At 56.0% G+C, this 12,814-nt stretch carries 14 protein-coding genes and 1 tRNA gene; 5 read left to right on the top strand and 10 right to left on the bottom strand.

From position 1 onward, the window contains the following. The 4 genes from ybgF (at position 1) to ABOA88_RS15285 (ending at position 2,443) form a co-directional block, all read left to right on the top strand. Complete coding sequence (ybgF, locus tag ABOA88_RS15300; RefSeq protein WP_196167537.1) at positions 1–807, top strand: tol-pal system protein YbgF; 807 nt, start codon at positions 1–3, stop codon at positions 805–807. Between the two features lie 160 nt (positions 808–967). Beyond that, positions 968–1,615, top strand: coding sequence for a 7-carboxy-7-deazaguanine synthase QueE (gene queE / locus ABOA88_RS15295; protein ID WP_196167536.1), 648 nt, complete (start codon positions 968–970; stop codon positions 1,613–1,615). Between the two features lie 16 nt (positions 1,616–1,631). Then, positions 1,632–2,306, top strand: a complete 675-nt coding sequence (gene queC / locus ABOA88_RS15290; protein ID WP_043209502.1) for a 7-cyano-7-deazaguanine synthase QueC — start codon at positions 1,632–1,634, stop codon at positions 2,304–2,306. 61 nt (positions 2,307–2,367) lie between these two features. Beyond that, a tRNA-Lys gene (locus ABOA88_RS15285) sits at positions 2,368–2,443 on the top strand. Between the two features lie 344 nt (positions 2,444–2,787). Here the strand turns inward: ABOA88_RS15285 and ABOA88_RS15280 are convergent. The 5 genes from ABOA88_RS15280 to ABOA88_RS15260 form a co-directional block, all read right to left on the bottom strand. Continuing rightward, positions 2,788–4,035 carry a site-specific integrase gene (locus ABOA88_RS15280; protein ID WP_367851415.1) on the bottom strand — a complete coding sequence of 416 codons (1,248 nt, stop codon included), beginning with the start codon at positions 4,033–4,035 and terminating at the stop codon, positions 2,788–2,790. After that, the gene (gene mobH / locus ABOA88_RS15275) at positions 4,025–5,908 is read right to left on the bottom strand and encodes a MobH family relaxase (RefSeq protein ID WP_367851414.1); all 1,884 of its coding nucleotides are present in this window, start codon (positions 5,906–5,908) and stop codon (positions 4,025–4,027) included. Before mobH ends, ABOA88_RS15280 begins: the two co-directional genes overlap by 11 nt. A gap of 107 nt (positions 5,909–6,015) precedes the next feature. Beyond that, positions 6,016–6,714: a hypothetical protein gene (locus tag ABOA88_RS15270; RefSeq protein WP_367851413.1), complete on the bottom strand. Its 699-nt coding sequence runs from the start codon at positions 6,712–6,714 to the stop codon at positions 6,016–6,018. Positions 6,715–6,798: 84 nt separating this feature from the next. Further along, positions 6,799–7,155, bottom strand: a complete 357-nt coding sequence (locus ABOA88_RS15265; RefSeq protein WP_367851412.1) for a type II toxin-antitoxin system RelE/ParE family toxin — start codon at positions 7,153–7,155, stop codon at positions 6,799–6,801. A 5-nt stretch (positions 7,156–7,160) separates the two neighbouring features. After that, a complete protein-coding gene (locus ABOA88_RS15260; RefSeq protein WP_367851411.1) occupies positions 7,161–7,439 on the bottom strand; it encodes a type II toxin-antitoxin system ParD family antitoxin in 279 nt (92 codons plus the stop codon). 113 nt (positions 7,440–7,552) lie between these two features. Here ABOA88_RS15260 and ABOA88_RS15255 point away from each other — a divergent pair, with 113 nt between their 5' ends. After that, positions 7,553–7,879 carry a hypothetical protein gene (locus ABOA88_RS15255; RefSeq protein ID WP_367851410.1) on the top strand — a complete coding sequence of 109 codons (327 nt, stop codon included), beginning with the start codon at positions 7,553–7,555 and terminating at the stop codon, positions 7,877–7,879. Between the two features lie 74 nt (positions 7,880–7,953). Here the strand turns inward: ABOA88_RS15255 and ABOA88_RS15250 are convergent, their stop codons facing one another. The 5 genes from ABOA88_RS15250 to ABOA88_RS15230 form a co-directional block, all read right to left on the bottom strand. Further along, positions 7,954–9,468 (bottom strand): conjugal transfer protein TraG N-terminal domain-containing protein, encoded by a 1,515-nt coding sequence (locus ABOA88_RS15250; protein ID WP_367851409.1) that lies wholly within the window; start codon positions 9,466–9,468, stop codon positions 7,954–7,956. Then, positions 9,465–9,818, bottom strand: coding sequence for a hypothetical protein (locus ABOA88_RS15245; protein WP_367851408.1), 354 nt, complete (start codon positions 9,816–9,818; stop codon positions 9,465–9,467). The genes ABOA88_RS15250 and ABOA88_RS15245 overlap by 4 nt, the downstream gene beginning before the upstream one ends. Positions 9,819–9,821: 3 nt before the next feature. Beyond that, on the bottom strand, positions 9,822–11,183 hold the full coding sequence (locus tag ABOA88_RS15240) for an integrating conjugative element protein (protein ID WP_367851407.1): 1,362 nt from the start codon (positions 11,181–11,183) through the stop codon (positions 9,822–9,824). A gap of 77 nt (positions 11,184–11,260) precedes the next feature. Continuing rightward, complete coding sequence (locus ABOA88_RS15235; RefSeq protein ID WP_367851406.1) at positions 11,261–12,139, bottom strand: TIGR03756 family integrating conjugative element protein; 879 nt, start codon at positions 12,137–12,139, stop codon at positions 11,261–11,263. Continuing rightward, positions 12,136–12,552, bottom strand: a complete 417-nt coding sequence (locus ABOA88_RS15230) for a TIGR03757 family integrating conjugative element protein (protein ID WP_367851405.1) — start codon at positions 12,550–12,552, stop codon at positions 12,136–12,138. Before ABOA88_RS15230 ends, ABOA88_RS15235 begins: the two co-directional genes overlap by 4 nt. Positions 12,553–12,814 lie beyond the last annotated feature (262 nt).

Raw genomic sequence — 12,814 nt, 5'->3', positions numbered from 1 at the left:
ATGCGTATGTGCCGTCGTGCTGTAACCGTCCTCGCGCTCAGCCTGCCGCTCGCGGCTTGGGCTGAGGTTCCTGTAGTAGATGACAACGCAAGTGGCTATCCGCCTGCGGGTTATGGCACGAACGGCGCCTATGCCGGGGCAGGGGCTTCGGCCCCTGCTTCTGCACAGGGCCAGCTGTTCATGCAGCTGCAACAGATGCAGGATCAGATTTCCCGCCAGCAAGGCATCATCGAAGAGCTGCAGAACGATGTCGCCCGCATGAAGCAGGAGAACCTGGAGCGTTACCAGGATCTGGACCGTCGCATCAACAGCGGTGTCGCACCTGCCGCGACCCCCGAGAATTCTTCCACCGGTGGCGCCTCCAATGCCGCCACCGGTGCCGCTGCTGGCGCCGCGGCCCAACAACCGGCCGCCAGCAGCGAACCAGGTGATCCGGCGAAAGAGAAGCTCTATTACGATGCAGCTTTCGACCTGATCAAGCAGAAGGATTTCGACAAGGCCAGCCAGGCCTTCGGTGCCTTCTTGCGCAAGTACCCAAATAGCCAGTACGCCGGCAATGCCCAATATTGGCTGGGTGAAGTGAACCTGGCCAAGGGCGACCTGCAAGGTGCCAGCCAGGCTTTCGCCAAAGTCGGCCAGCTGTATCCCAAGCACAGCAAAGTGCCTGACTCGCTGTACAAGCTGGCGGATGTCGAACGCCGCATGGGTCACACCGACAAGGTCAAGGGCATCCTTCAGCAGGTCATTACCCAGTATCCCGGCACTTCCGCCGCGCAACTGGCTCAGCGTGACCTGCAAAAGCTCTGAGTATCGCCATTCGAAAGAAACCCGCGCTTGTCGCGGGTTTTTTCGTTAGAATCTTGGCCCTTTTTTCGTAAACACGCTGGTGCGGATAACGCTATGTCGAGTCCGCGACAGTGCCTGACGGAGGCGGACAGCCTGTTTAGCTGTCACGCCCGTGGCGATCATGCAAGACACATTACGCATCACCGAAGTCTTTTACTCCTTGCAGGGTGAAACACGAACGGCTGGGCTGCCCACCGTATTCGTGCGCCTTACAGGCTGCCCCCTGCGCTGTCAGTATTGCGACAGTGCCTACGCGTTCAGCGGCGGCACCGTTCGTACCCTCGACGACATTCTTGAGCAAGTGGCGGGGTTCCGGCCGCGCTATGTCTGCGTGACCGGTGGCGAGCCCTTGGCCCAGCCCAATGCGTTGCCGTTGCTCCAGCGCCTGTGCGATGCCGGCTACGAAGTCTCTCTGGAGACCAGTGGCGCCCTGGACATCGCCCAGGTCGATCCACGGGTCAGCCGCGTGGTCGATCTGAAGACCCCGGGCTCGGAGGAGTCGCACCGCAACCTCTACGAGAACATCGAGCACCTGACCCCTAACGATCAGGTCAAGTTCGTCATTTGCTCGCGCGAGGACTATGACTGGGCGGTCTCCAAGCTGATTCAGTACAACCTGGCGCAGCGCGCGGGCGAAGTGCTGTTTTCACCCAGCCACCACCAAGTGAACGCCACCGATCTGGCCGACTGGATCGTCGCCGACAACCTGCCCGTACGCTTCCAGTTGCAGTTGCACAAACTGCTGTGGAACGACGAACCGGGACGCTGACACGATGAGTACGAACATGACAGATAAACGCGCGGTAATCCTGCTTTCCGGTGGTCTGGACTCGGCCACCGTGGTCGCCATGGCCAAGGCTGAAGGCTATAGCTGCTACACCATGAGTTTCGACTACGGTCAGCGTCACCGTGCCGAGCTCAACGCGGCGGCACGTGTTGCCCGTGACCTGGGCGTGGTCGAGCACAAAGTGATCGGCCTTAACCTCAATGGCATTGGTGGCTCGGCCTTGACCGACACCAGTATCGATGTGCCAGAGACACCTGGCGAAGGTATCCCGGTCACGTATGTGCCTGCGCGTAATACCGTGTTCCTGTCCCTGGCGCTGGGATGGGCCGAGGTGCTGGGCGCCCGTGACATCTTCATTGGTGTCAACGCCGTGGATTACTCGGGGTATCCGGACTGCCGTCCCGAGTTCGTGGAGGCCTTCGAACGCATGGCCAACCTGGCCACCAAGGCGGGTGTGGAGGGGCAGGGCTTTCGTATCCAGGCGCCTTTGCAGAACCTGAGCAAGGCCCAGATCGTCCAGGCCGGTATTGCCCGTGGCGTGGATTACAGCTTGACCGTCTCGTGCTACCAAGCGGACGACGAGGGCCGCGCCTGCGGCAAGTGCGACAGTTGCCGTTTGCGGGCCGATGGCTTCGCGGCAGCCGGAGTGGCGGACCCTACCCGTTACTTTTAAAAAAAGTGCTGATGGGGTGTTGATTTCCCGTTAGAAATCAGTATTATACGCGCCATCCAACGGGTCGTTAGCTCAGTTGGTAGAGCAGTTGGCTTTTAACCAATTGGTCGTAGGTTCGAATCCTACACGACCCACCATATTCACAGCGGTAATGCAGGTACTAGGAAGGGAAGGCCCGTCACAGCCAATCTAGTCGTGCTGCCGTCTGGAGCGAACCTTAGGCCCGCTTCGATGTGATGTCAATATGGAATAGCCCGCCGCTTATGGCGGGTTTTTCCGTTTCTGGATCAAAAAACTCAATGACTTAGCAGCTTTCAGGGCTGTTTCAGTGCGTTTTCGTTTTGGATGCGCAGAGGCTTTTAAAGCGCGCAGCCAAAGGCATGGCGCCGGATTTCCAGCACCATTCATTGAGGCAGCACTTTCCTACCCCGGCAGCTTTAGCGTTGCTCGTAATGGCTGATTGCCATTCGTCGGCAAAGCGCTATGGAGAGGCTCTGGCGGTGTACATCGAGCGTGTGTCAGAAGATGAAGCGCAGATGAAAGGTGTTGCTCCAGCATTCCTCGATATCAGGTTGAACAGCAGGTTAGGACTGAACATCTCTTCTGGGGGATGCAGTGTGCTGGGGCAGATCTCGTTGTTGGGCAGCAGACACAAGCCTGGTTCAGGTCCTCCACCACCATGATGATTCTGCGCCTCAGTTCGACGTCGTCCCGACTCTACACGTGCCTGCGCTTGACCGGCCCTTGCGGACGGCGCCCCACTTTCATCAGCGCGCCTGACCAAATGCAAAGCACCCTGTTGGACACTGCGCTGATGCAGCACGTCTCTCATGTGGTCGTAATCGGCCTCGATGTAACTCATCGTTGTGGCGATGTTCGAGTGGTTCAGCAGGTTTTTGGTGACGTGGATGTTCCTTTCCGGCTGTTTCATCAGGTCGGTGGCCAGCGTGTGCCTGAACCGGTGCGGTGTCATACGCACGCCGAGCTTCTCGATCAGCTTCTTGTACATCGCCTCGACTTGATCGGAGGTCATGACAAACCCCCTGTAGTGCCTCGAGAATCGGTTGACGTTGAACAACTGATCCCCAGGCTGGAATCCAAAACGATCAGCTTCGTCCAGCAGCCGCCAGATATGCGGCGCAAGCCCGTCAACAATCGGGATGCGGAACTCTCGGTGGGTCTTCTCAGTTTCCCCACGGACCAGGATTAGCTGGTTGTCCCAGTCGATATCTTGGCGACGTATGCACAGCAGAGCATTCAAGCGCACGCCGGTGTAGTAGAACATTTCAAACGTTGCCAGCCAGAACCAGGCCGGTGTGATCCGAGCTCTCTCACCTGTGGCCAGCTCTTGATCGACCAGGCTGCGAAGCCAGCGCCTTGCATCGAGAATAGCGTTGCTGGCGATAATCTTGCTCGGTCGCTTCGGAGCGATCACGGTAGTTTTCTTAAACGGATTCACAATGGACTTGGGCAAGATTCCGTACTCAATGCCATAGCCCCAGATAGTCCGGAGATGATTCGAGTAGGTATTCCAGCTTCGTTTCGACAAGCCTTCGTCAAGAAGACTGGTTCGCCATGCCAGGATCTGCCGTCGCTCAAGCAGCGTGACATCGGCATCCTTACCGAAATACTTCACCAAACGCTTCATCGCAGCACCATAAATCTTCGTGCTTGCTACACGAAGGTCATGATCGAGGATGTAGTTCTGCAGCAGTTCTTCAGGCCTCATTCTGAGGCCCTCCTTCTGCGATCCGCGACAGGCTTGGGTTATTGAGCGGGAGTTCGTTGAACAGAGTCTTTGGATCGAGGAGAAGGTATCCCTTCAATTGCTTGGTATTGCGGGGACCCACTACGTTGAAGGTCCAAATGTTGAGTTTTTTCGGTGTCTTCTGGTGGAGCTTCTCTTTTTCAAATGCACGCTGAACTAACTGCCAGGCCTTGTTTGGTTGGTTCTGTACTTGACGTTCCAGCTCAGGATGTTCAAGCACATAGCGCTTGAAGATCCCTGGTGTTACGAGCATCGCTGTATCGTCAACAGTGTGAACCAGGGCCTTGGCGTCGTTGATGATAATTTTGTGGGAGTTGATGCCGGTCTGTAGCCAGGCAACGAAGCTACCCCCCAGAGTGGTACTCATAGGCATTGTATTCTTGTCTTTCGGTGCAGCAGACCCATCCAGGGTCTCTGAAGAGTCTTCAGCCTGCTCCAGCTCCTCCGTAAGTGGGGTCGGAGCGGCTGCCGGGCCAGGGCTAGTGTTTAGCTCTTCTGATGGCGATGTGATATTACCAAAAAGTGACATTAATTCGTCGCGCTCCGACGACTGGATCCCATCACTCGGACCTGGCTGGACCAATTTCCTTGGTGTCGGTGGTTGAGTAGAGGGGGGCTCAGGCGCCTCCACAGGCTCATCGGGGACTGTGCAGACAGTTTCTGGGCTTTGAGCGGTGGAGGCGGGTTCTGGATCAGCCTCTATCGAGATACTCCCGACGTAGGCGTCGGGCCGATCAGCTGCGTTTGGCCAAATGAGTGCCGGCGCAATCTTTAAGAATGTGAATGTGTTCTTCCATCCTCGGCCGTTATCAACCGTGGCTTTCCAGATCGCCTTGTCCTGGTTGTTTGTCTGGATAACAGCTTGGTCCTGGAGCATGTTGAAGAATGGCGCGTTCGAGCTGGGGATCGCCTCAATGCCCTGGCTAAGCAGGTATGCGCGAAGTTGATCCGCTGTAGGTTTGCTTACCAGCCACAGAGCGTCCTGTGTCAGCCATCCATCTGCAGGACCATCAGGCTGGTTCAGTTTGAACTTGTCTAGGACCAGCAGGCGAAGGCCATCGGCCAGCTGGCGTTGCAGAGACTGCTTGGGTGCCGAAAGAGCGCGTTCTGGGTTGCCGCCCAGTTGCTGGGCTACCGATGCCTTGTCGGCCTGGATCACGATCTCGCCCAGGATCCCGGCATTCTCATAGCGGCCGGCTAGCAGGTAGATCAACTGCTTCCACAACTCGGGGAAGCCACTGAGCCAGTCGAGGATGCCGGCGTCCAGAATCTGCGTGTAAATGAGCGCGGATGCTGCACCATGCAATTGATACTCCCGACCTTTCACATACTTGAAGCGGTATGGCCTAGCGATCGGGCCGTGCCACGGATGCCAGAGCTGGCCACCCTGGGGCTCCACTCGGATGTCGACTGCTATCTTTCCGAGGTCGTGGAGGAGGGCTCCATAAGCTGCTGCCGCAGTCCACGCTTCTGCTTGTGCCGATTGCGACTCAGGCGGAGCTCCGATCGGGAGCAGGTGGGTCTGTCGTATCTTGAGCGCGTAAGCCACGATCTCCAGTCCATGATCCAGCAGGCCGCCCAAGTGGGCGTGGTGGTGATTCTCAGAAGCCGGGAGCAACTGCACCAGTTCGGCATAGCGCTCGAGCGGCTTGAGGTAGAGGGTATTGAACTGGGGGCGTGACAACGAAGCGCGGCGCCAGATGTTCTCCAGCAACTCCTGACGGAGGGGGCTCTGAAGTAGAGCTGCTGCCTTCGTCGGCAAGTGGAAGCCTTGCGGAGATGCTTCTGACGTTGGTTTGGCCGACTTGCGGCCCAACCAGGAGAGGAGGTGCATAGAGTGCTCCATGGGGTGTGCATGGAGCGGGCTTTTCCTTGAAATAGCAGGATGCTATCAATGTGAAATTATTTTCGTAATACCTGTTGATTTGAATCAAAATGCCATCATTGAGTCCAATCCGATTCGTTAAATGTGCTCTCTATTGATATTGGCGTCGGGGTGTGATTCCTTAATTCACTTTCAAGATTTTTAATAAGTCTTTCTATGGTGTCTAGCGCTTGATCAATATATTCTGGCTGGATGTCAAGTGTTCCATATGGTCCTAAAAGTATTGATTTAGTGTTATTCAGTATTTTTTCAATGTCATCATTATTTTGGTTTAGATACTCGCCATTCGCATGAGCTATTATGTTGCGTACGATGCGAAGGGTGTCGATTTTTATAAGGTCGTCAGAATTTAGCGTTATGTCAATTTCTGCAATTATATCTAGGGCGTCCTTAAGGTAAATTTTCTTTTTTGGATTGGCCCTAACTTTTGGGGTTATATGTCGGGCGAGAGTTGTGACTAAGTGTTCGAAAGAGCTATACGCAGTGATTAGTATTGCGTGAGATAAAAGTCTCTCATGTCGACCGTGGTGTTGTTCTTGTAATTGGCGATTCAGCTCTAGCAGGCAGTACTTGTCTCGCTCATCAACTTCTGCTGGATTGTACTGTAGGGCTTTCCTTTCCGCTTCTAATTTTAAATTGATTAAAATGGTCGTAATGATCTGTTTTGTTTTTTTTGTGTTTTCGAAATATGTCGATGAGAGATGGTTCGTGATGAATAGTAGTTCTTGGTATAGCTTCGATCTTGAATTATCCATTTTTGTCCTTTTTAGATAGGGCTTTTACCATTCTGCCCCATTCCATTACCCCTTTCAGCCCATTTCCATTTGAGCTATTCCCCTTTAGGTCTGGTGTAGGTGCTGCAAGTGCAACGACACCTCCATCGCATCATGCAAAATTCGGATAATCTCGAACACCTGGTCATCCGCTTGGCGGTAGAACACTATGTGCCGGGGACGGATCACGCGGTCAGTTGCCACTTCGAGCCTACAGAAGTAGAGATGTAGGCTCCTAAGCCCTGGGGCAAGCTCCTCTCGCGAAGCACTGCCCACCCGACCAGGTTCCTCTGCGATCGACAGGAATGTGGTCTGCAGCAGCCCTTGGTAGCGTCGACGAGCGCCTTCGCCAAACTTCACCTCGGTGAAGCGAAGAATGTCCACGATGTCAGTGCGTGCTTGATGTGAGATCCTGAACGCCATCTTCCTCATTCTTTCTTACTCGCCACCTGACCCAGCTCATCGAGATAGGTGCCAAGCTGGTCTGCATCAACCTCATCAAACTCAGCCGCTTCGAGCTGCATCAGACCAACCGAGGTGGCGTTCCGCAGAGCTTCGAGGCGCGCTGTCTCTTCAGCCTCGTGCTCGAGCACCATTCGTAGGCCTGCGCGCACGACCTCACTGAAATTCTGGTACCGGCCCGATTTCACGAGCGCTTCAATGGACTGCTCCATCGGGTTTGGGACGACGATATTGTGGGTGGCCATGGGCTGCTCCAACGGACATTTAGGTATGGCGTTTTATGCCATATGCCTTGATAAATTGCCAAAGGTATCGTATACATGATGGCAAGGTGCTCTCAGAGCAAGGAGATAGAAACATGACCTCAGCCGCTTCGATGACATTCGCTCACCGCCTTGGTCGGACCGTGGGGCGCGCTGTGCGTTTCTGTCTCCATGACCGCAATCCAAAGGTTCGTTGGGTGAAGCGCGTAGTTTGTGTTGTCCCTCTTCTCTTTCTGGTGGTCAGCAATATCGGTTGGATCCTCTCGTCGGTCCTAACAGCGATTTCGGTAGTTGCTGGTATCTATGCATTCTCCAAAATTGACTCCAATAAAGTAGATTTTTTTTCAGAGGATGTGCAAGCTCCCTACGGTCGAGATGTTTTCGCAAGGCCGCTTGATAGTTGGGGTAAAGTGGAAAAGTAGATACTGACTCGTTTTGCATAACTACGAGCCAGTATCTCACCTTCACGGCTAGGGTTTTATTATTTCCCCGTTGTTTACTTCAAAGCATTTTGAGCCATGCTTCCTACCGATTGACCAGCTTTTTGGGCGCCGCTAGTTCCTTCTGATAATCCACTAAGTACAGTTCCCGTTTGTACTCCGGCCCAGCTTAGGGCCAACACCCAGAATGTTGGCAGAATAATAAACATTGCACCCATAACAAAATTCAGGATTGCATCTTGAGTTGTGGCGTTCAATCCCATGACCGGGTCGAAAGACAAATGCGGAGAGCCGGAGCCATAAAAGGCATCAAGGATAGTGCTATCAATCCATCGGGCTAGTTGAAACCAGAAATCAACGAAGACAAGTGCAAAGAAAATCACAGACATTGTCATCGCGACTTTGAGTTGGTAGGCACCAATGATCAACACAATCGGGATGCAGATGATGAAAGCCATCTTCAGGAACGCCATGACCATGGGCAATGCCTGGCGAACAATGTCCATAGCAGGGAAGTAGGCAAGGGAGCCGACCGCGACACCAACCGTTCCACCGGCGCGCGCCATCATATTCCACATAGTGCCATCGATCTGGCCGCCATAATCCGTGTAGATGTCGCCATTGACCTGGCTGGATGGCGACACGATCTGCCGTATCATCGAGTCGGTGACCTCTTCTGGCGACAGCCACTTCGCCCAACCCAAGAATTTGTTCATCAAGGTTGGGTCGACCTGCGCCTGCAGGCGATCGCGTAGGCCGATCGTACCGTCCGACCACCACTGCCGGCAGGTGGGATACCCACCACCACCCGTGACCTGAGGCAAGCCGTCATCACGCTTCACGTCGTATGGCCAGGCCGCTCGCGGGGTTCTCGAATAGTCGGTGTCGTAGTAACCGGAGGTGTTCAGTAGATAGCGTGAGCCGATCCAGTTCAGGTCCTGGAGCGCCTTTGGATCCTTGGTGATGGATCCGATGTCGGGCTGACGCATGAACAGACGCGCCCTCGAGGGGCCGAAGCAGTCATGGCTGAAGTCAGCGACTTCCTGGGCGAGTAGGGGGTTGTTGATCCGGGTAGCATCGACATCCATCCGCATCTGCCGAAGATCGGTACCACACGGGATCGCTGCTACCGCGCCGCTGTTGAACCCCTTGGACAGCGCGTGCATGAACGCCCACCAGACAGGGATCTTAGCGCTCTTGCCCGCCAGGGAGCTGAAGGTGGTGCTCCAGCCTGTCTCTGATGGGGCCGGGGTCATCACCTGGCACTGTTTAGCGCGCTGCTGATCGAACGCGAGGGTATCGAAGCCGACCGATACCAGTGGAATCGCGCACATCATCACGACGACGTAACCGACGTAGAGCTTCGTCTCGATACGGGCGAGCGACAGCACGCCCTTGTTGCCCTCGTCAGCGCCTTCACCGCGGACCTTGATCCATTCTTGTGCCACGATGATGATGAAGGGCAGGGCGAAGAGGCCCGTATCCGAGATCATGTCCCAGATCCCGTTGTTGATCAGCCAGCCCACGATGGTCAGGTAATACTCTAGGTAGTCATTGGTGTAGAGCGTCATACGACCTCCAACCAGGCGATCGGGGCCTTGGCGATTTCAATGATCACGAAGAGCAAGATGACCAGGCCTTCTACTCGCCGGCGGCGATTCGAGGTCACATCGGACTGGTCCAGCGGAAGGCGATCGCGCACTTTCAACCAGCCCACGATCACTACGGCATAGAGAAAGACCCTCCAAGCCAACAGCATTAGATAGTTGTCACCACGCCACCTGAGCCAGTTCTCGAATACTCCAAGATGATTCAGGGCAATCACTCCAAGCGCTACGCTGGCCACGAGCATGATCAAGCTGATCAGAAGACCGATCCCTACCTGCTTGAGGAGGGTAAATTTCGCATTGTGTTGTTCCATGAATCACTCCTTGCCAGCTGGGCTCTGCAGCTGCTGCAGGCGGTTCGTTTCAGGGGCGGCCTGATAGATCGAGCGGGAGTTTTCGGCGCGTGACTTGCCGCGCTCGATGATCGCCATCGGGCTGTTGCTGGACAGCTCACGGCGGAGATCCAGTTCCATCTTGAGGTTCTCGATTTCCTTCTGCAGGACCTCGGACTGAGTTCCCACAGCCGTGGTGGCAAGCTGGTTCGAGGCCACGTTCGACTCTTTGGAACCAGAAATGAGCATGCGGTTGAGCATCAACGATTTGCCCAAGATCTCCGAGAGCGCAACTTCCGATGCGAGCCGTTGGGCGAGTACGGCTTGGTCACGTTCATCGCGTAATGCAGTGATTACACCGCGGGTGATCGGCAATGGGTCGCTGCCCGCTTCTCGAAGTTTCTCGGAGGTGATTTGTGCACCAGGTTTGAGCAAATCCTGCAGGGCTGTGAGTTTCTGCTCGTAGGTTTCTTGGATCAGCGGAGTAAGGCCTACACCGGGAGTGGAGGTGCCGCGACAGCCTTGGCAGGTCTGAATCTCTTGTTCACCCAGCACACGGTTCGCAAATTGCGCGGCTTCTGCAGGTGATTGCCAATAGCCGCAGACCAGGCCATTCGAACAGCTGGACTGTTCAATGCTTGAGGTCTCGGTTGCCGGACGATTATTGAGCAGGTTGTAGCCTGCCTTGACGATGTCACCCACCACCTGGATGGGCTTCTGCCCCTCGCCACCGGCCTGTGTACCACCGACCCAGGTGACGCCGGCATTGCCAGATCCCGCTTCGACGCTGTTTACGACAGCCACAGCGTCAGCGTTGCCGCTGGCCAGCGCTTGGCCCATCTTCTGTCCTTCTGCGACTTTGCCCCAACCCTGGCCACCCGCAATATCGGCCATGCGTTCAGCCATTGCGCGGCAGGTGCCTTTGGAGCGGTCGTAGTCCAAACGGGCCTGCAGAATGCCGTTGGTGAGCAGGTTGTAGAGCTGCGGATTGGCGCGTTGCAGAAGCATTGCCGGCAACGACATCACAGCACCTGTGGCGTTCTGGATCACGCTTCCCATGATCTGTTGAAAGCCCTGAGTCGCACCATTCAACTGGTTCTCCAGGGTGTTGCTCATATTCATGTTTCCGCAGATCAGGTTGTTCTGCCATCCGGCACCGACCGTGACGCTCTCCATTTGGCCCGCGCTACCCATGGTGACGGCGCTACCGCCGCCAATGCTGTAGAGCACGTCATCGCCAATCACAGAGCCCTGGCTTTCCACCTTGATGGGGTCTCCTGTCGCAGCAAATGCGGCCGAGCAACACAAACTGAGGGCAAGCCCAAAGGCCTGGGTCAATGTCTTCATGAAGGTCTCCCGTCTAAAGTTCGTCATTGGAAGTCGGTGCTGCCGAGGAAGGTTTGGCCGCGGCGTTTGCAGCAGGATTAGGGGCGCCACAAGGCCCACGCGTAGGCCTCGTCCACAGCCTGGAGATTCGGCTCGTTGTTCGGGAATACGGCGCAGGTTTGGCTCAGGGTGGGCGTGAGCTGCTGCCATTTGCCTGTTCTGGCATCACCTTCGAGAAGGTCGCCTGCTGGCCAGTAACCGGGCTTGGGAAGTGCCCGCATGGGCCTGTAGATATGAGGTTGGCCAACGCGGGTGGTGATATCGCCCGCTCGCTGCGCGATCACGGCCGCAGCCTTGAAATCGTCGGCCTGCAGCACGGTTCCGCTGCGCGGATACACGTTCCCCCAGAGATCCCCCGACAGGGTTCCCCCTACTTCCCGCCTACCTGGTATCAGGGATTCCGGATATACAACCTCGGGAACACCGTGACGCCAGGCGAGGAAATCGAGGGTGCTCACCATGTAGGGCATCAACGGACTGGTCGCTCCTTGGCATGAGTAGCCGTAGGAGCTGGCGAACTTGTTGAACATCATTGCCCCTGGATGGCCAATGACATCGGCCTCCTTGAACTTCGTGATATTGTTTTCGGCGTTGTGATTGGTGGTGCCGTCATTACCGCCCTGGGCGGCGACGGTTGGAGTGCCGAGAGGGCTCATCTCAGTCCACGGGTTATCGCCGGTATTCGCGTAGGCCGAGACCACTGCATCAGGGATGTAATGACGGACCTTGGTCGACGTCTTCACCGAACAGCCGAACGGGGTACACAGCAGCCAGTAGCAGATCCCGACTACCTTGTATTCCAGGCATGTCGGTGACAACGCGGAGGCGCTGATGGCCGCAGAATTGATAGCGGCCGTGGCGGTGAATGAAGCGGTGGCCACCGCGATGGCCAGCAGGCCGCGAGGGTTTTTTTTCATGGGCGCCCCCGGGCTGCTTCGATTTCCTTGATGGCGGCTGCCACGTCAGGCTGGCCATAAACCACGTACTGCCGATCGACAACCACTGCCGGCACCTTCGTGATCCCAATGCTCCAGGCATCAGCTGCACCTTGCTGAGCGCGGGCGAGCTCAGCCAGTAGTCGTGCGCCTTCTGGACTATGCAGCAGCTGCTGCGCGGCCTTAGTGGCTTGTTGTGGGTTGGAGGGCAGTGACCGAGACAACAGCGCCTCGAGGCGCTGCTGGTCATCCAGACGGATGAGGCGTACACCTGTTGGTACGTTCAGTGGATGCGCTGAGTCGGTGATTGCCCAGGTTTCAGCCTGGACGCTGCTGACGGAGGCCAGGACGCCGAGTAGAGCAGCGGCAGGCCAATAGTGCTGGAAAGGGGGCATGGTGCTGCACCTGGTGGTTGAACAGGTACAGCACACCGCATCTGGTCAGTCTGCGCAGTAGGAAATCGATACCCGCTGTGCTGTGAATTTCTGCTTGGGAACTGGCCGGTGAGAAATTGAACTCCACTTGACCCGCTTCAACTTCACTGACCAGTCAGTTGCATTCGACTTGACCTGCGCACCTGTATGCCCTTGACCGGCAGGTGCCGACCTAGGCTGTGTGAAAACGCAGTAAACACATCGAAAACTGAGAGTCGCGCAG

It is taken from the genome of Pseudomonas sp. PKS (assembly GCF_051913525.1).
Taxonomy (GTDB): domain Bacteria; phylum Pseudomonadota; class Gammaproteobacteria; order Pseudomonadales; family Pseudomonadaceae; genus Aquipseudomonas; species Aquipseudomonas guariconensis_D.
This window is presented reverse-complemented; position numbering and strand designations above follow the sequence as displayed.